This window comes from Helicobacter pylori, assembly GCF_030062585.1.
Classification (GTDB): Bacteria; Campylobacterota; Campylobacteria; order Campylobacterales; family Helicobacteraceae; genus Helicobacter; species Helicobacter pylori_CN.
In genome coordinates this window covers 1-17,382 of record NZ_CP071935.1, presented here as the reverse complement: position 1 = coordinate 17,382, position 17,382 = coordinate 1, and the positions used below count along the sequence as shown (strand labels likewise).

General features: G+C 40.9%; 19 protein-coding genes. 16 read left to right on the top strand and 3 right to left on the bottom strand.

Annotated features, from left to right (window positions below; all coding sequences use genetic code 11):
* The first annotated feature begins 7 nt into the window (after positions 1-7).
* From rpmA to J5F42_RS00030, 14 genes are all read left to right on the top strand, one after another.
* Positions 8-274, top strand: a complete 267-nt coding sequence (gene rpmA, locus J5F42_RS00095; RefSeq protein ID WP_000940618.1) for a 50S ribosomal protein L27 — start codon at positions 8-10, stop codon at positions 272-274.
* 116 nt (positions 275-390) lie between these two features.
* A complete protein-coding gene (locus J5F42_RS00090) occupies positions 391-2,040 on the top strand; it encodes an ABC transporter substrate-binding protein (RefSeq protein WP_283491348.1) in 1,650 nt (549 codons plus the stop codon).
* A gap of 10 nt (positions 2,041-2,050) precedes the next feature.
* Positions 2,051-3,055, top strand: a complete 1,005-nt coding sequence (locus J5F42_RS00085; protein WP_000947978.1) for an ABC transporter permease — start codon at positions 2,051-2,053, stop codon at positions 3,053-3,055.
* Positions 3,055-3,912, top strand: a complete 858-nt coding sequence (locus J5F42_RS00080; RefSeq protein ID WP_000443383.1) for an ABC transporter permease — start codon at positions 3,055-3,057, stop codon at positions 3,910-3,912. Before J5F42_RS00085 ends, J5F42_RS00080 begins: the two co-directional genes overlap by 1 nt.
* Before the next feature lie 11 nt (positions 3,913-3,923).
* Positions 3,924-4,787 (top strand): ABC transporter ATP-binding protein, encoded by an 864-nt coding sequence (locus tag J5F42_RS00075; protein WP_078247539.1) that lies wholly within the window; start codon positions 3,924-3,926, stop codon positions 4,785-4,787.
* Positions 4,784-5,590, top strand: coding sequence for an ABC transporter ATP-binding protein (locus J5F42_RS00070; RefSeq protein ID WP_000770467.1), 807 nt, complete (start codon positions 4,784-4,786; stop codon positions 5,588-5,590). The genes J5F42_RS00075 and J5F42_RS00070 overlap by 4 nt, the downstream gene beginning before the upstream one ends.
* Positions 5,591-5,608: 18 nt before the next feature.
* Complete coding sequence (gene obgE, locus J5F42_RS00065) at positions 5,609-6,691, top strand: GTPase ObgE (RefSeq protein ID WP_283491347.1); 1,083 nt, start codon at positions 5,609-5,611, stop codon at positions 6,689-6,691.
* Between the two features lie 36 nt (positions 6,692-6,727).
* Positions 6,728-7,738, top strand: a complete 1,011-nt coding sequence (locus J5F42_RS00060) for an alginate lyase family protein (RefSeq protein ID WP_283491346.1) — start codon at positions 6,728-6,730, stop codon at positions 7,736-7,738.
* 264 nt (positions 7,739-8,002) lie between these two features.
* Complete coding sequence (locus J5F42_RS00055; protein WP_000738955.1) at positions 8,003-8,557, top strand: YceI family protein; 555 nt, start codon at positions 8,003-8,005, stop codon at positions 8,555-8,557.
* A 9-nt stretch (positions 8,558-8,566) separates the two neighbouring features.
* Positions 8,567-9,859, top strand: a complete 1,293-nt coding sequence (gene hemL / locus J5F42_RS00050) for a glutamate-1-semialdehyde 2,1-aminomutase (protein ID WP_078216928.1) — start codon at positions 8,567-8,569, stop codon at positions 9,857-9,859.
* Between the two features lie 4 nt (positions 9,860-9,863).
* A complete protein-coding gene (locus tag J5F42_RS00045; protein ID WP_000743083.1) occupies positions 9,864-10,127 on the top strand; it encodes an AtpZ/AtpI family protein in 264 nt (87 codons plus the stop codon).
* A gap of 15 nt (positions 10,128-10,142) precedes the next feature.
* The gene (locus J5F42_RS00040; protein ID WP_097567224.1) at positions 10,143-10,547 is read left to right on the top strand and encodes a hypothetical protein; all 405 of its coding nucleotides are present in this window, start codon (positions 10,143-10,145) and stop codon (positions 10,545-10,547) included.
* Positions 10,548-10,630: 83 nt separating this feature from the next.
* Positions 10,631-11,515: a carbon-nitrogen hydrolase family protein gene (locus J5F42_RS00035; protein WP_097699518.1), complete on the top strand. Its 885-nt coding sequence runs from the start codon at positions 10,631-10,633 to the stop codon at positions 11,513-11,515.
* A 12-nt stretch (positions 11,516-11,527) separates the two neighbouring features.
* Complete coding sequence (locus J5F42_RS00030) at positions 11,528-12,415, top strand: polysaccharide deacetylase family protein (protein ID WP_097699519.1); 888 nt, start codon at positions 11,528-11,530, stop codon at positions 12,413-12,415.
* A 46-nt stretch (positions 12,416-12,461) separates the two neighbouring features.
* Here the strand turns inward: J5F42_RS00030 and J5F42_RS00025 are convergent, their stop codons facing one another.
* Both J5F42_RS00025 and J5F42_RS00020 read right to left on the bottom strand, forming a co-directional pair.
* Positions 12,462-13,154 (bottom strand): restriction endonuclease, encoded by a 693-nt coding sequence (locus tag J5F42_RS00025; protein ID WP_078245146.1) that lies wholly within the window; start codon positions 13,152-13,154, stop codon positions 12,462-12,464.
* 1 nt (position 13,155) lies between these two features.
* A complete protein-coding gene (locus J5F42_RS00020) occupies positions 13,156-14,274 on the bottom strand; it encodes a DNA-methyltransferase (RefSeq protein WP_097699520.1) in 1,119 nt (372 codons plus the stop codon).
* A gap of 95 nt (positions 14,275-14,369) precedes the next feature.
* Here J5F42_RS00020 and J5F42_RS00015 point away from each other — a divergent pair, with 95 nt between their 5' ends.
* Together J5F42_RS00015 and J5F42_RS00010 are read left to right on the top strand one after the other, a co-directional pair.
* Positions 14,370-14,738, top strand: coding sequence for a hypothetical protein (locus J5F42_RS00015; RefSeq protein WP_097699521.1), 369 nt, complete (start codon positions 14,370-14,372; stop codon positions 14,736-14,738).
* Positions 14,739-14,750: 12 nt separating this feature from the next.
* The gene (locus J5F42_RS00010) at positions 14,751-15,716 is read left to right on the top strand and encodes a CobW family GTP-binding protein (RefSeq protein ID WP_097699522.1); all 966 of its coding nucleotides are present in this window, start codon (positions 14,751-14,753) and stop codon (positions 15,714-15,716) included.
* Between the two features lie 5 nt (positions 15,717-15,721).
* On the opposite strand, the gene J5F42_RS00005 is transcribed toward J5F42_RS00010, so the two are convergent.
* A complete protein-coding gene (locus J5F42_RS00005) occupies positions 15,722-16,867 on the bottom strand; it encodes a YbfB/YjiJ family MFS transporter (protein ID WP_001263617.1) in 1,146 nt (381 codons plus the stop codon).
* Positions 16,868-17,382 lie beyond the last annotated feature (515 nt).

The following is a 17,382-nucleotide window of genomic DNA, read 5'->3' as shown; positions in this document are numbered from 1 at the left end:
TTAAACAATGGCACACAAGAAAGGTCAAGGGAGCACGCAGAATAACAGAGATTCTGCAGGAAGACGCTTAGGCGTGAAAAAATTTGGCTCAGAATTTGTGAGAGCAGGGAATATTATCGTGCGCCAAAGAGGCACTAAAATGCACCCCGGTAATAATGTAGGCATGGGGAAAGACCATACCTTATACGCGCTCATAGATGGCGTTGTGAAGTTTGAGCATAAAGACAGAAACCGCAAAAAAGTTTCTGTGGTTAGTCAAAATTTTGGGGAGTAGGGTAACCTTTAAAGGTCAATTAAACCTTTAGGTGTTCGTTAAACGCCTATAAACGCAATAAAATATTTATAATTTAGATCTCTATCCTTTATAGAATTTGTTGTGGAGATTGGCTTATGAATAATGTTTTTGTTAAGGGTTTGTTTTTTTTTCTTTTATTGTTTGGGTCTTTTTTGAAAGCTTCAGAAAGCCCAAACGCTACTCTTAATCCATCTAAAGAAAATATTTCTGTTGAAGAGCAAAAGCGTTTTGGAGGCGTTTTGGTTTTTGCAAGAGGTGCTGATGGCTCGAGCATGGATCCGGCCTTAGTGACTGATGGCGAAAGCTATGTGGCAACAGGCAATATTTATGACACACTCGTGCAATTCAAATACGGCACCACAGAAATTGAACCCGCCTTAGCGACAAGCTGGGACATATCCCCAGATGGTCTTGTATATACCTTTCATTTACGCAAAGGGGTTTATTTCCACCAGACGAAGTATTGGAATAAAAAAGTGGAGTTTAGCGCTAAAGACGTGCTGTTTTCGTTTGAGCGCCAAATGGATAAGGCTAAACGATACTATAGCCCGGGGGCTAAAAGCTATAAGTATTGGGAAGGCATGGGCATGTCTCATATTATCAAGAGCATTGAAGCTTTAGATGATTACACGATTAAATTCACGCTTAATGGGCCAGAAGCCCCTTTCTTAGCGAATTTGGGCATGGACTTTTTGAGCATTTTGAGTAAGGATTACGCTGATTACTTGGCTCAAAATAATAAAAAAGACGAGTTGGCTAAAAAACCTGTTGGGACGGGGCCTTTCAAATTCTTTTTGTGGAATAAAGATGAGAAAATCATTCTGGTCAAAAACCAGGATTATTGGGGGCCTAAAGCGTATTTGGATAAGGTGGTGGTGCGCACCATTCCTAATTCTTCCACTCGTGCCTTAGCGTTGCGCACCGGCGAAATCATGCTAATGACTGGGCCTAACCTCAATGAAGTGGAGCAATTAGAAAAACTTCCTAATATCGTGGTGGATAGAAGCCCTGGGTTGATTGCCAATTGGCTTTCATTGAACACGCAAAAAAAGTATTTTAACAACCCTTTGGTGCGTTTAGCTATCAACCATGCGATTAATGTTGATGATTACATTAAGGTGATTTATGAAGGCTTTGCCCAAAAAATGGTCAATCCTTTCCCGCCCACTATATGGGGCTATAACTACAACATCAAACCCTATGAATACGATTTGAAAAAGGCTAAAGAGTTACTGAAACAAGCGGGGTATCCTAACGGCTTTAAAACCACCATTTTTACCACTTCCACTCGTAACCCAAAAGGAGCGGTGTTCATACAAGCGAGCCTGGCTAAAATTGGAATTGATGTGAAAATTGAAGTGTATGAGTGGGGGGCTTATTTGAAAAGAACGGGATTAGGCGAACATGAAATGGCGTTTGCAGGCTGGATGGCAGACATTGCGGATCCGGATAATTTCTTATACACCTTATGGAGCAAGCAAGCCGCCTCAGCTATACCCACTCAAAATGGTTCCTTTTATAAGAGCGACGCCTTTTCCGATCTGCTCATAAAGGCTAAACGGGTTTCGGATCAAAAGGAGAGGGAAGCCCTTTATTTAAAGGCACAAGAAATTATCCATAAAGATGCGCCCTATGTGCCTTTAGCTTATCCTTATTCAGTGGTGCCGCATTTGTCTAAAGTCAAAGGCTATAAAACGACCGGAGTGAGCGTGAATCGCTTCTTTAAGGTGTATTTAGAAAAATGAAAGGGGTTGTATGCTGAGTTTTATCATTAAGCGTATTTTGTGGGCGATCCCCACGCTGTTTGGAGTGAGTATCATTGTGTTTATGATGGTGCATTTAGTGCCAGGAGATCCGGCGTTAGTGATTTTAGGCGAAAAGGCCAATCAAGCCGCTATTGACGCTTTAAGAGAGCAATTTGGATTGAATAAGCCCTTGATAGAGCAGTATTTTTTCTTTATCAATAACGTGTTGCATGGCAATTTTGGCGCTTCTATCATGACTGGTGAGCCTGTGATGCATGAGTTTTGGCAACGCTTCCCGGCTACGGTGGAATTGGCTTTGATCGCTTTGTTTATGGCTCTTGTTTTGGGTATTAGCGTTGGCGTGTTAGCTGCGATCAAGCGCTATAGCGTGTTTGATTATTCCAGCATGACTTTCGCTTTAGCTGGGATTTCTATGCCGGTGTTTTGGCTAGGGCTTATGCTGATTTATATCTTTAGCGTGCAATTGGGGTGGTTGCCTGTTTTTGGGCGTTTGAGCGATGTGTATTATTTAGATGGCCCCACAGGTCTTTATTTGATAGACAGCCTGATCGCAAGGGATTATGGGGCGTTTGTGGATACGATCAAGCACTTGATTTTGCCTAGCATTGTGTTAGCCACGGTTTCTACCGCTGTTATTGCCAGAATGACTCGCGCGAGCATGGCAGAAGTGTCTAAAGAAGATTATGTGCGCACCGCTAAAGCTAAGGGGTGTAGCTCCTTTAGGGTGATTTTTGTGCACACTTTGCGTAACGCTTTAATCCCTGTAACGACTATCGCAGGCTTGATGCTGGCTGGGCTTTTAGGGGGGAGCATGATAACTGAAACGGTTTTCTCATGGCCTGGGATTGGTAAGTGGATTGTTAATGCGCTCAACCAGCGCGATTTCCCCATTATCCAGTCCATGTCTTTGATTATTGCCATGATGTATATTGGGGCTAATCTCTTAGTGGATATTTTATACGCTTTTATTGATCCTAGAATAAGGTTGTCATAATGGAGTCTTTTAGAGAATTTATCCAACAATTCAAAAAAAATAAGGCGGCGGTCGTTGGGGCATGGATTGTGCTTTTGTTGGTGGTTTGCGCTGTTTTTGCGCCCCTTTTAGCCCCGCATGATCCTTATGTGCAAAACGCTCAAGATCGCCTTTTAAAGCCTATATGGGAGCATGGAGGGAACGCTAAATACCTTTTAGGCACCGATGATTTGGGGCGCGATATTTTGAGCCGCTTGATCTATGGGGCTAGGATTTCTTTAACCATAGGGATTGTTTCTATGGGGATTGCGGTCTTTTTTGGCACGATACTAGGGCTAATAGCGGGGTATTTTGGAGGGAAAACAGATGCAATTATCATGCGTATCATGGACATCATGTTCGCTTTGCCCTCTATTTTATTGATCGTGATTGTGGTCGCGGTGTTAGGGCCTTCACTCACTAACGCCATGCTCGCTATTGGGTTTGTGGGGATTCCTGGGTTTGCACGATTGGTGCGCAGTTCTGTGCTAGGCGAAAAAGAAAAAGAATATGTGATCGCTTCTAAAATCAATGGTTCTTCGCATCTTCGTTTGATGTGTAAGGTGATCTTCCCTAATTGCATTATCCCTTTGATCGTGCAAACGACAATGGGTTTTGCTTCCACGGTTTTGGAAGCGGCCGCACTGAGCTTCTTAGGTCTTGGGGCCCAACCTCCTAAACCCGAATGGGGAGCGATGCTGATGAACTCCATGCAATACATCGCTACCGCTCCTTGGATGCTTGTTTTCCCTGGGGTGATGATTTTTTTAACGGTCATGAGTTTTAATCTGGTAGGCGATGGCATCATGGACGCTTTAGATCCTAAACGCGCCTCTTAAAAGGAGCTTGCATGATTTTAGAAGTTAAAGATTTAAAAACTTATTTTTTCACCGATAAGGGCGTGAATAAAGCGGTAGATGGCGTGAGTTTTGGCTTGAAAAAGTCTCAAACGCTCTGCATTGTAGGGGAGAGCGGGAGCGGGAAAAGCATCACTTCGCTTTCTATTTTGGGGTTGATTGAAAAGCCCGGGAAAATTGTGGGGGGGAGCATTCAATTTTTAGGGCAGGATTTGTTGCAACTCAAAGAAAAGCAGATGCAAAAAGAAATCAGAGGCAAAAAAATTGGCATGATCTTTCAAGAGCCTATGACAAGCCTAAACCCTTCCTACACGGTGGGGTTTCAAATCAATGAAGTGTTGAAAATCCACCACCCAAGCCTTAATAAAAAAGAACGCTTAGAAAGGGTGGTCTATGAATTAGAGCGCGTAGGCATCCCCCATGCCGGGGATAAATACCATGAATACCCTTTCAATCTCAGCGGGGGGCAGCGCCAAAGGGTGATGATCGCTATGGCTATGGTGTGTGAGCCTGAAATCTTGATCGCTGATGAGCCGACGACAGCGTTAGATGTAACCATTCAAGCGCAGATTTTAGAATTGATGAAAGAATTGCAACAAAAAAAAGGCACTTCTATTTTGTTTATCACCCATGATTTAGGCGTGGTGGCGCAAATCGCTGATGAAGTGGTGGTGATGTATAAAGGGCATGTGGTGGAGCAAGCGAATGCGAAAGAGCTTTTCGCTGATCCAAGACACCCTTATACCAAAGCTCTTTTAAGCGCAATCCCTAAACCGGGCAAAGAATACCGCAAAAAACGCTTAGAAACCGTGGATGAAAATGTAGATTATTTGAGTTTTCCAAAGGAGTTACGATGAAGCTCTTAGAAATTAAAGAATTGAAAAAATCCTATGCGATAGACAGGGGGTTATTCAAGCCTAAAAGAGTGATCCATGCGCTCAATGGGATCAGTTTTGAAGTGGAACAAAATGAAGTTTTAAGCATCGTGGGGGAGAGCGGTTGCGGGAAAAGCACGACAGCCAAAATTTTAGCCGGGATTGAAAGGCAAGATAGCGGGGCGATTTATTTCAATGGTAAGCGCCATTTGCATTTTAGCAAACAGGATTGGTTTGATTACCGCAAAAAGGTGCAAATGATTTTTCAAGACCCTTATTCTAGCCTAAACCCTCGGTGGAAAGTGGGCGAGATCATCGCTGAACCCTTGCTGTTAAATTCTCACTTTTCAAAAAAAGAAATCAAAGCAAAAGTGCTAGAGATCATGCAAAAAGTGGGCTTGAAATTAGAATGGATCGATCGTTACCCCCACCAATTTTCAGGCGGTCAAAGGCAACGAATCGGCATTGCTAGGGCGCTCATTTTGCATCCTAGCGTGGTGATTTGCGATGAGCCTGTGTCTGCGTTAGACGTGTCCATTCAAGCGCAAGTGCTGAATTTGCTCTTGGATTTGCAAAAAGAAATGGGGCTGACTTATATTTTTATCAGCCATGATTTAGGGGTGGTGGAGCATATAAGCGATAAAATCATCGTAATGAATCAAGGGCAAATCGTAGAAACGGGGGATGTGGATAGCGTGATAAGCGCTCCAAAGCACCCTTATACGCAGAAATTACTCAATGCGGTGCCGCATTTGGAAAAATCCATGCAAAGATTTGCCAAATAAAAGAAAGGGTATTAAGCTGTGTTTGTAGATAGTGTGGAAATTATCATCGCTTCGGGTAAGGGGGGGCCTGGAATGGTGAGTTTTAGGCGAGAAAAATTTGTCATCAAAGGAGGCCCTGATGGGGGCGATGGAGGCGATGGAGGCGATGTGTATTTTGAAGTGGATAACAATACCGACACTTTAGCGAGTTTTAGAGGCACCAGACACCATAAGGCTAAAAACGGGGCTCCAGGAGGCACACGAAATTGCACAGGCAAAAAGGGCGAAGACAAAATTATTGTCGTGCCACCAGGAACGCAAGTTTTTGTAGGTGATGAGTTGTGGCTTGATTTGATCGCGCCTGAAGAAAGGGTGTTAGCCTTAAAAGGAGGCAAGGGGGGGTTAGGGAATGCACATTTTAAAAGCGCGACTAAACAACAACCCACTTACGCGCAAAAAGGCTTGGAGGGGGTTGAAAAATGCGTGCGCTTGGAATTAAAGCTCATCGCTGATATAGGGTTAGTGGGCTTCCCTAATGCGGGTAAATCCACGCTCATTTCCACCATCTCTAACGCTAAGCCTAAAATCGCTAATTATGAATTTACGACTCTAGTGCCTAATTTAGGGGTTGTGAGCGTGGATGAAAAAAGCGGATTTTTAATGGCGGATATTCCTGGCATTATTGAAGGGGCTAGTCAGGGAAAAGGCTTAGGGATTAGCTTTTTAAAGCACATTGAACGCACTAAGGTTTTAGCCTTTGTTTTAGACGCTTCCAGGCTGGATTTGGGCATTAAAGAGCAATACCAACGCTTGAGATTGGAGTTAGAGAAATTTTCACCCGCTTTAGCCAATAAGCCTTTTGGGGTGTTGCTCAATAAATGCGATGTTGTAGAAAACATTGATGAGATGACTAAGGATTTTTGCGCCTTTTTAAATTTAGAAGCGCAAAAATTAGAGGCGTTTGATTTAGAGCCGTATTTGGGGTTTTTGCACCCCAATTTAACCAGCGATTTTGAAAATGACCCTAATGAAAAATCAGCGCTCTTTGTCTTGCCCCTTTCAGCGGTTAGCGCTCTTAATACGCATGTGCTTAAATTTGTGTTGTTAAAAGCGTTACCCTAAAACGCTATTTTTAAACCATTCAAATAAAGGCGTGGAATGAAAAGATTTGTTTTGTTTTTATCACTCATGGGTGTTTGCGTTTGCGTTCAAGCTTACGCCGGGCAAGCTTACGCCGGGCAAGATTACTTTTTTAGGGATTTTAAATCTAGAGATTTGCCTAAAAAACTCCATCTTGATAAAAAGCTCTCCCAAACAATACAGCCATGCATGCAACTTAACGCATCAAAACACTACACTTCTACCGGGGTTAGAGAGCCTGATGCCTGCACAAAGAGTTTTAAAAAATCCGCTCTCATGTCTTATGACTTAGCGCTAGGCTATTGGGTGAGCCAAAACAAACAATACGGCTTAAAAGCTATAGAAATTTTAAACTCTTGGGCTAAAGAGCTTCAAAGCGTAGACACTTATCAGAGCGAGGATAATATCAATTTTTACATGCCTTATATGAACATGGCTTATTGGTTTGTCAAAAAGGCATTCCCTAGCCCAGAATACGAAGATTTCGTTAAGCGGATGCGCCAATATTCTCAATCAGATCTTAACACTAACCATGGGGCGTGGGGCATTCTCTTTGATGTGAGCTCTGCGCTAGCGTTAGATGATCATGCCCTTTTGCACAATAGCGCTAATCGGTGGCAAGAGTGGGTGTTTAAAGCCATAGATGAGAGTGGGGTTATTGCTAGCGCGATCACTAGGAGCGATACGAGCGATTATCATGGCGGCCCTACAAAGGGCATTAAGGGGATAGCTTATACCAATTTCGCGCTTCTTGCGATAACTATATCAGGCGAATTGCTTTTTGAGAACGGGTATGATTTGTGGGGTAGTGGAGCCGGACAAAGGCTCTCTATAGCGTATAACAAAGTTGCAACATGGATTTTAAACCCTGAAACTTTCCCTTATTTCCAGCCTAACCTTATCGGGGTGCATAACAACGCCTATTTCATTATTTTAGCCAAGCATTATTCTAGCCCTAGCGCGGATGAACTTTTAAAGCAAGGCGATTTGCATGAAGATGGTTTCAGGCTGAAACTCCGATCGCCGTGAATTAGTTCTGTATTCAAGATCATAGCGTAGAGGTTGTTCCCTTTTCTTAAGTCATGCACTCCAATAAAAATATTTTTTTACTGCTTGAGAATGTTTGGTTCAGTCAGCATTATTTACAAAAAGAGTTTAAAATAAATGCAATTGTATCTTTAAGTCGTATTTAGAGTGCAAATGATTATCAAAATGAATCGTTTTAGTTGTAAGCATGCTTGTTTACACTAAAATAATAAGCGTTATTGATAAGACCACATTAAAGGATAATGAATGAAAAAAATGGTTTTGGTATCGGTTTTACTAGCAGGGTTTTTGCAAGCGGTGAATTTGGATTTATCTTCGGCTAAGCTAACATGGACGGCCTTTAAAACTAAGGCTAAAACACCAGTAAATGGAAGCTTTGAAAGCATCACCTATAAATTGGGTAAATCTCAAGATAGTTTAAAAACCCTTTTAGAGGGAGCGAGCGCAAGCATGGATAGCTTGAAAGTCAATTTGGGCGATGACACTAAAAACAAAAATGTTAAGGAAGCTTTTTTCGCTCTTTTTAAAAACACTAATATTAAAGTAACTTTTAGAAATGTGATAGAAGGCGATCATGCAGGTTCTCTTACGGCTTATGTGAGGATGAATGAAAAGCTAGTGAAAGTGCCTATGCAATACACGATTGCTGAGGATAAGCTCGTGGTTAAAGGGGTTTTGGATTTGTTGAATTTTGGCTTGAAAAACGAATTAGCGAGCTTGGCTAAACGATGCGAGAGTTTTCATGAGGGCTTGACTTGGTCGCAAGTGGAAATCCAATTTGAAAGCATGATCAAGGGATAATGTAAAATCATGGAGTTGTTGCACAGCATTAATGATTTTAATGAAGCCAAGCAGGTGATCGCTGGGGGGGTCAATTCGCCTGTGAGAGCGTTTAAGAGTGTTAAAGGCACTCCGCCCTTTATCTTAAAAGGCAAGGGGGCGTATCTTTATGATGTGGATAACAACCACTATATAGATTTTGTGCAAAGCTGGGGGCCTTTGATTTTTGGGCATGCTGATGAAGAGATTGAAGAAAATATTATTAATGCATTAAAAAAAGGCACTTCTTTTGGCGCTCCCACAGAGTTAGAAACCACTTTAGCTAAGGAAATCATTTCTTGTTATGAAGGCTTAGATAAGGTGCGTTTAGTCAATAGCGGCACGGAAGCGACCATGAGCGCGATACGACTCGCTAGAGCTTTTAGCCAAAAAGACGATTTGATCAAGTTTGAAGGGTGCTATCATGGGCATAGCGATTCGTTATTAGTGAAAGCGGGTAGCGGGTGTGCTACTTTTGGATCTCCTTCTTCTTTAGGCGTGCCGAACGATTTTAGCAAACACACTCTAGTGGCTCGTTATAACGATTTAAACTCCACAGAAGAATGCTTTAAAAAAGGCGATGTGGGTTGCGTCATCATTGAACCCATTGCTGGGAATATGGGGTTAGTGCCGGCTCAAAAAGAGTTTTTACTAGGCTTAAAGGCTTTGTGTGAAAAATACCAAGCGGTGCTGATTTTAGATGAAGTGATGAGCGGTTTTAGAGCGAGTTTGAGCGGTTCGCAAGAATTTTATGGCGTGGTGCCGGATTTGGTAACCTTTGGTAAGGTGATAGGTGCGGGGCTTCCTTTGGCGTGTTTTGGGGGGCGTGCGGAAATTATGGACTTGCTTTCGCCCATTGGAGGCGTGTATCAAGCAGGAACATTAAGCGGTAACCCCCTAGCGGTGTGCGCAGGGTTGAGTGCGCTTTATAAAATCAAAAGAGACAAAACCCTTTATACCCGCTTGAACGCTTTAGCTATTCGTTTGACTCAAGGTTTACAAAAGAGCGCTCAAAGCTATAACATCGCTTTAGAGACGCTCAACAGAGGGAGCATGTTTGGCTTTTTCTTTAACGAAAATGCGGTGCGTGATTTTGATGACGCTTTAAAAAGCGATACCGAAATGTTTGCGAAATTCCACCAAAAAATGCTCTTTAAAGGCGTGTATTTGGCATGTTCAAGCTTTGAAACCGGCTTTATTTGTGAGCCTATGACTGAAGAGATGATTGATTTGGTGGTTGCAAAGGCTGATGAAAGTTTTGATGAAATCATAAAAGGCGTGTGAATTTTTGAAAAAGCCAAAGTATTATAAATTCATAGAGGGGGCGAATTATTTGAGCTTGGGGCTTTCTATGGTGGTAGCGATCCTTATGGGCGTGGCTATAGGCTATGGGCTTAAAAAGCTCACTCACATTCCGTGGCTTTTTTGGCTTGGGGTTATCTGGGGCGTGTTAGCGAGCTTTCTCAATGTCTATAAAGCTTATAAAAACATGCAAAAGGATTATGAAGAATTAGCCAAAGACCCTAAATACACACAAAACAAAACAAAATAAATACCATAAAAGCCCATGTGCCAAATCCAATGCTTGCTTGTTTTACTTTTTATCAATATAGTTAGCGCGATCATCGTTTATTTTTTCCAAGCGTTTCAAGGGGTTTTGAATTTTGAAGGGGGGTTTTTAGGGTTTTTTATCGTGGCGTTGTCTTCGTATTATGGCGTTAAAAAGCGTTTGGATTTAAGGAAACAAAATTCAGGAGAAAAAGACGAAAAGCAAAAATTCCAAAAATTTGCTCTGGGTTTGGAAATGTCTTTCAATGTGTGGCGTTTAGGGGGGTATGGGGTTTTATTAGGCATTTTAGGAGCGCTTTTATTCTTGCATCTTTTTAACGGGTTAATCTTTCTTATCGGCGTGTTTGTGAGCTCGCTCTCTAGCGCGTTATTACGATTCTTAAACAATAATGGTAAGTTTTGACACAAACTCATATGGATTTTAACCCCTTTAATCCTCTTTTAATTTTTAATCTTATACAATAAAAACAAAAATGGGAGTGGATCTTGAAAACAAAAAATCCCGCCAAAAGAATCCTAAAAACCGCCGTGATTCAAATGCAATCCAAACCCTACGCCTTAAATGAAAACCTGCAATTAGCGCTCAACCTAGCCAAAGAAGCCCACGACAAAGGCGCGAATCTCATTGTTTTACCGGAATTGTTTGATAGCGGTTATTGCGTGAATGATAAAGACGCAGAGTTTGGGATAGATTTTAAAGCGATAGAGCATGGAAAGGAAACGCTAAAAAACGAGTCGTTGAGCGCGTTAAGTAATTTTGCAAAATCTAATAAAGTGCATCTAGTGGCATGTAGCATTGAAAAAGCCAATCAAAAACTCTACGACAGTGCTTATATTGTTTCACCAAAAGGTAAAATCGTTGGCAAACACCGTAAAATCTATTTGTGGGGTGATGAAAAATCGCGCTTTAGAAGGGGTAAAAAATACGAGGTTTTTACGCTGGATTTTGGGGATTTTAGCACGAAAGTGGGTTTGCAAATTTGCTATGAAATCGGCTTTGGCGTGGGCGCGAATCTTTTAGCGTTACAAGGGGCTGAGGTTTTAATCTATCCTAGCGCGTTTGGCAAAGCTAGGGCTTATAATTGGGATTTATTGAGCAGGGCTAGAGCGTTAGAAAATGGCTGTTTTGTGTGCGCTTGCAATCATAGTGGGGAAGAAACTAACGCTCAATTAAAACAAACGCTAGAGTTTGCCGGCGATTCAAGAATCATCGCGCCCAATGGGAAAATCATCGCGCAAGCCACCAAGCTTAATGAAGTCGTTATCGCTGAAATGGATTTGAACGAAGTGGCACTGCAACGCCAAAAAATCCCTTATTTACAAGATTTTGACACCAAACTCACCAAAAAGGGGTTTGGAAAACTCACTTAAAAAGGAGCGATTATGGCAAAAGAAATTTTAGTGGCTTATGGCGTGGATATTGATGCGGTGGCTGGTTGGCTAGGGAGCTATGGTGGGGAGGATTCGCCTGATGATATTTCGCGCGGGCTTTTTGCGGGTGAAGTGGGGATCCCACGGCTTTTGAAATTGTTTAAAAAATACCATCTCCCTGCGACTTGGTTTGCACCTGGGCATTCTATTGAAACTTTCCCTGAACAAATGAAAATGATTGTGGATGCAGGGCATGAAGTGGGTGCGCATGGGTATTCGCATGAAAACCCTATCGCTATGACGGCCAAGCAAGAAGAAGACGTTTTGTTAAAAAGCATTGAATTGATTAAAGATCTCACCGGCAAAGCCCCCACAGGCTATGTGGCGCCGTGGTGGGAGTTTTCTAATATCACTAATGAATTGCTTTTAAAACACGGCTTCAAATACGACCACTCGCTCATGCACAATGATTTCACGCCCTATTATGTGCGCATGGGGGATAGTTGGAGCAAGATTGATTATAGTTTGGAAGCCAAGGATTGGATGAAGCCTTTAATCCGTGGGGTGGAAACCGATCTGGTGGAAATCCCTGCAAACTGGTATTTGGACGATTTGCCGCCGATGATGTTTATCAAAAAATCCCCCAATAGTTTTGGTTTTGTAAGCCCGCACGATATAGGGCAAATGTGGATCGATCAATTTGACTGGGTTTATCGTGAGATGGATTATGCGGTATTTAGCATGACAATCCACCCTGATGTGAGCGCCCGTCCGCAAGTGTTGCTCATGCATGAAAAAATCATTGAGCATATCAACCAGCACGAGGGCGTGCGTTGGGTAACATTCAATGAAATCGCTGATGATTTCTTAAAACGAAACCCTAGAAAAAATAGCGGTTGAGATCGTGTCTAAGTTGGTGTGAATTTAGTGGGATTCACACCACCTACTACAAATAAACTTTCAATTCATTTTCCATTAGTTTGATTGTTTTATTCAGATTCTCTTCTTCTAAAGGTTTGAAATTTTTGTGTATGGGTTGGTTTATGTCTCTTTCGCCTTTGAGTAAGGTTACTATATTTAGATTCACGCTTTCAAAGTAGCTCATTATAGAATGCGTGGGTTTTGATCCCAATAGGGTTTCTGGCAAAGCTGAATAATCCCCTCCTAATTGACTTTCTAGCTGAAATAAATAACAAGATATATTTGGATATAAAGTTTTAAGGAGATGAAAATCTACTAATATTCGCTTTAGCATAGCGTTTTCCGTATAGGCTTTACATTCTATCCCCATAACCAATTGATTATCCACAAATATATGTTTATCAACGCTCAATCCGTAATAATAATCTTTCTTACGCTCTAATATATATGCCCTTACTTGTTTGTTGGCTATATTTTCTATGTAGCTGTCTTTGATAGGAATCTTTATTTTATTAGAATTTATTTCAAGCCTATTAGCTTTGCCGCCAATATTTTGCCACGCTATTTTTACAATCTCTTCGCTGATATATTCTTGCAATTTGCCTTTAGCGCTTCTTATAACTCCGCCATATGCCCTGCTATCTTGCCTGTGAGCATCTTTATCAATATCTTTAATCACGCTATTATAAAGTTCTATAATATCTTTTATAGAAACCACATTAAGCCTCCGCATTAAAGAGATTTGTTGCCTCTTTTAATCTCTCTTTTGCCACTTCACAATACTTTTCGCTAATGTCTATGCCTATGAATCTACGCCCTAATTGTTTGGCGACTTTTGTCGTTGTCCCTGCACCATTAAATGGGTCTAATATAATATCATTTTGATAGGAAAACAGCTTTAAACACCGCTTTACTAATTCTTCTGGAAACATTGCATCATGCCCGTATTGTTTCATGTTGCGTTCTGGGGCAAAGTTCCACTTGCCATAAACCCACTTTTTAAACTCATCATCGGTTATATCAATGTTGTCTTTATCGCCCTCTTTTTTAAGGCTATTTTTGCAAAAAATTTCAATAAATTCCCACGAATATTTTAAATATGGTGCAGCAGGGCTTTTCCAGCTTCCCCAAGTGCAGTATTTGCAGTTGTAGTTATTCTTTTCCCATAAAATCTCGCCTTTCCAAATAAGCCCTTCATCAATAAAAAATTTGCTGATAAAATGGTGCGTAGGGATATAATCGCTAAACATAGGCTGGATATTGACAATGATTCGCCCTCCGCTTTTTAATACACGAATACACTCTTTAAAAATGGCAAAAAGCGTGTTGAAATACTCTTGCCAAAGATTTGCATCCTGCGTTGCGTTGTAATTGATGCCAAAGTTGTAAGGTGGGGAAGTTAGCACTATATCTATGCAATTATTTGGGAGCTTTTTTAAAAACTCCAAGCTATCTTCGCAGTAAATTTGATTAAGATAGTTTTGGATTTCATTCGTCTCCTTGCTAAACTCTTTTTTGTAAGATTCGTAAGCCAATCTCGCCTTTGCGTTTTGCTTTTTGTTGGCGACTTTTTTGGCTTTGTTGAAGCTCTTAAATACGATTTTGCCATTTTGACTAGAAAATGAGCGAATTTTATACAACTCCTCTAATGTTTTTTGAACCAGCGTATTTTGTGTAGTAGATTCAAGCATTTTTAAATCCACAATGTCAAAATTAAGCATGATATTTGAAGGATTGACAATTGATTCAATACCGCAAGATTGTAACAATGAAAGTGCATCTGTTATCTCATCTGGTGCATAAATATTTTCTAGCGTAAGAGTTCTATAATCCTGCATTAAATTCCCTATAATAAACAATTAAACAGCACTAGATTTATTCTTGTTTTTTTCAGTAAAATTGTAGCATGATTTTAGGTTTAAAAGGTTAAAAGATGTGCGTTTTATGCGGGGAGCTTATCAGTTCTTTTCATTGGACTGATAGGAGCGATAGTTATGAGATTGATGAAAATTTGAGAAAGCCAAATGCACTTATTAGCACCAATGAAAACGCCAGAGAACGCAAAAGAGCACGGCTCAAACGAGTAAGATTACTCAATCAAATCCTGGCGTTTTATGGGCTAAAAATTAATGATTGGCAAGGCGCGAAGTTTGTGCTGTGCGATAAAAAAGGGCAGAGCGTGATCGTGAATGATTTAGGTGATTTGTGGGATAAGGCGCAAAAATTAGCCAAAAAAGAGATGGACGCGCTAGATTCTCATCTGTTAGCGTTTTTAAATCAAAACCCACACGCCACTCACTGATGCCTATCACTGATGCCTAAAATCCCTATCACGCTCATCACCGGTTTTTTAGGCAGCGGTAAAACGAGTTTTTTAAGCGAATATTTAAACCAAATAGATCACCAAGGCGTTGCCCTTATCATCAATGAAATCGGGCAAGCCGCTTTGGATCAGCGCATCTTAAGCGTTCAATATTGCGGTGAAAAAATGCTCTATCTTAACGCAGGGTGCGTGTGTTGCAACAAACGCTTAGATTTAGTGGAGTCTCTAAAAGCCACGCTCAATAACTATGAATGGCGCGGCGAAATTTTAAAGCGCGTCATCATTGAAACCACCGGTTTAGCCAACCCGGCACCGATTTTATGGACGATTTTGAGCGATGTTTTTTTAGGGGCGCATTTTGAGATTCAAAGCGTGGTGGCTTGCGTGGATGTTTTGAACGCTAAAACGCATTTAACCAACAACGAAGCTAAAGAGCAAATCGTTTTTGCTGATAGCGTTTTATTGACCAAAACGGATTTGCAAAACGACAGCAGGGCTTTAATCAAATTAAAAGAGCGGATACAATCCCTTAACCCTAGTGCAGAAATTTTTGACAAGAAAAGTATAGATTACGAAAGCTTTTTTTCACGCAAAAATAGGGCACGAAATTTTATGCCAAGAATGCCAAAAGATTCACACTCGCAAGGTTTTGAGACTTTAAGCATCAGTTTTGAAGGGGCGATGGAATGGAGCGCGTTTGGGATTTGGCTGAGTTTGTTATTGCATCAATACGGCACACAGATTTTACGCATCAAGGGGATTATTGATATTGGAAGCGATCTTTTGGTGAGTATTAACGGCGTGATGCATGTCATTTACCCGCCTAAGCATATTTTAAAGGATCAAAACGGCTCTAACCTCGTTTTTATCATGCGCCATTTAGAGCGTGAAAAAATCTTAAATTCCTTAAAGGGTTTTAAGGATTTTCTCGGCATCAAGGGTTTTGAAACCCCATAATTTTTCTATTTATTGGTAGCTGTTTGCATTTTAATGGGGAAAAGAACGATGAAGCTTAAAACCAAACACACCCCACAAATAACAAAAATCAAAACATAGCCCAAATCCCCTAAAAAGATCGTAAAAAGATACGAAAAAAGCGCTTGGAAAATGCCAAAAGAAAACACCACCCACGAAGACGCTTGAGCGAAATGCTTCGCGCCTGCAATTTTTAAAGCCATCATGCTGAATAAATTGATATTGGCGGTTGTGGCCGCTCCCATTATGAAGATGCTTAAATTGAGTAAAGAGATTTGGTGGAAAAAAATGGGCAAAAAGCATGCGATAGATTTTAAAATAAGGATAAAGATATTGGCGTTTTTAGCCCCTAGTTTTTGAGCCATGGGGCCGCTGATTAAAGAGCCAAGCGTGGCTCCAAAACCAAAAAACGCCCATGAAGTTCCAGCGATAGTGGGGGAGATATTTAAATGACGGATCAAATAATCCACCCAAAAAAGCGTGTGCGGTAAAAAACCAATCGCATTGAGCGCGCAAGAAATGAGCAATAACCACAAATGAAAGGGGATTTTAAACGCGCTTTCTTCTTTTTTAACGGATTTTTTCCTTAAAGAACGGGTTTTTAACCCCACCAAGGAAAGGATAAAGGCTATCAGACAACTGCCCCCTAAAAAAATCCATGCCCATTTGATATTATAAGAGCTGATCCAAGGCAGAACAAACCCGCTAAAGACAGATCCAATGCCTACAGCGCTAAAAATAAGCCCTCCCACTAAGGCTTTTTTATGTTCTTTGACATAGGGCAAAGAGAGAGGAGCGACTAAAATCATTAACGCACTGCTAGCCACACCGGCGATAAAACGCCAGATCCAAAGCCAAAAGAAAGGGATACTATCAAAATAACAGACTAAAAAACTCAAAGCGATTAAGCCAAAACTGATTTTAGCGATGCTTTCTAATGACATTAACGGGCTTAAAAATTGGATTAAAAAACTCCCAAAAACATAGCCCATTAGCACCGCAATACCCAGTTGGAAGCTTTGGTGTGGGGTTAAACTCCCTGATAAAATGAGTAGGGGGATTAAAACCACATAGCCAAAACGAGCCAAGCCGTTAGACACAAAAACCCCTAAAAAGCAAACAAACACGCGCATTTTAATCCTTAACAAATGACAAGTTATAAAAAGATTTTGTGTTATTATATTGAAACTTGTTAATTGATAGTGCATAATGGGAGCGAGATGAGGATAAATTCAAGGAGCGTTCATGCTATTTAGTGAGCGCGCGTATCATTAAAGAGATCTCACGACTGAATAAAAAAGAGTTGGTTATTAGCGTTATAGAGCTTGTTTCAAAAGCACTTCATAAAAATAAGGATTCTACTAGAATAAAGCTTCTTTGCGGTGGTTATTATTGCTGAAACAGACGCTAATAACTATGGGCTAGGCTTAAAGGAGAGCATCACTGAGAAAAAATAGAGTTGGACGCTTAAGTTATTTTTTTATAGCGGTTTAGAGTTAACTGCGATTGTTGTGTTCTTTTTAAGCGTTATGGGTAGTTTATAAAACAACTCGCTATGACTGCCTGAGTCATAAAAAAGCGTTGCTTTTCACTCTATAAGTGCCAAGAATTTTAAAAATTTGGCTAAACGCTAGGATTTCACAATCTC

Excerpts from the sequence above, each read along its gene's own strand:
- rpmA (WP_000940618.1), top strand. The coding sequence starts at position 8 with ATGGCACACAAGAAAGGTCAAGGGAGCACGCAGAATAACAGAGATTCT.
- J5F42_RS00090 (WP_283491348.1), top strand. The coding sequence starts at position 391 with ATGAATAATGTTTTTGTTAAGGGTTTGTTTTTTTTTCTTTTATTGTTT.
- J5F42_RS00085 (WP_000947978.1), top strand. The coding sequence starts at position 2,051 with ATGCTGAGTTTTATCATTAAGCGTATTTTGTGGGCGATCCCCACGCTG.
- J5F42_RS00080 (WP_000443383.1), top strand. The coding sequence starts at position 3,055 with ATGGAGTCTTTTAGAGAATTTATCCAACAATTCAAAAAAAATAAGGCG.
- J5F42_RS00075 (WP_078247539.1), top strand. The coding sequence starts at position 3,924 with ATGATTTTAGAAGTTAAAGATTTAAAAACTTATTTTTTCACCGATAAG.
- J5F42_RS00070 (WP_000770467.1), top strand. The coding sequence starts at position 4,784 with ATGAAGCTCTTAGAAATTAAAGAATTGAAAAAATCCTATGCGATAGAC.
- J5F42_RS00060 (WP_283491346.1), top strand. The coding sequence starts at position 6,728 with ATGAAAAGATTTGTTTTGTTTTTATCACTCATGGGTGTTTGCGTTTGC.
- J5F42_RS00055 (WP_000738955.1), top strand. The coding sequence starts at position 8,003 with ATGAAAAAAATGGTTTTGGTATCGGTTTTACTAGCAGGGTTTTTGCAA.
- hemL (WP_078216928.1), top strand. The coding sequence starts at position 8,567 with ATGGAGTTGTTGCACAGCATTAATGATTTTAATGAAGCCAAGCAGGTG.
- J5F42_RS00040 (WP_097567224.1), top strand. The coding sequence starts at position 10,143 with ATGTGCCAAATCCAATGCTTGCTTGTTTTACTTTTTATCAATATAGTT.
- J5F42_RS00030 (WP_097699519.1), top strand. The coding sequence starts at position 11,528 with ATGGCAAAAGAAATTTTAGTGGCTTATGGCGTGGATATTGATGCGGTG.
- J5F42_RS00020 (WP_097699520.1), bottom strand. The coding sequence starts at position 14,274 with ATGCAGGATTATAGAACTCTTACGCTAGAAAATATTTATGCACCAGAT.
- J5F42_RS00015 (WP_097699521.1), top strand. The coding sequence starts at position 14,370 with ATGTGCGTTTTATGCGGGGAGCTTATCAGTTCTTTTCATTGGACTGAT.
- J5F42_RS00010 (WP_097699522.1), top strand. The coding sequence starts at position 14,751 with ATGCCTAAAATCCCTATCACGCTCATCACCGGTTTTTTAGGCAGCGGT.
- J5F42_RS00005 (WP_001263617.1), bottom strand. The coding sequence starts at position 16,867 with ATGCGCGTGTTTGTTTGCTTTTTAGGGGTTTTTGTGTCTAACGGCTTG.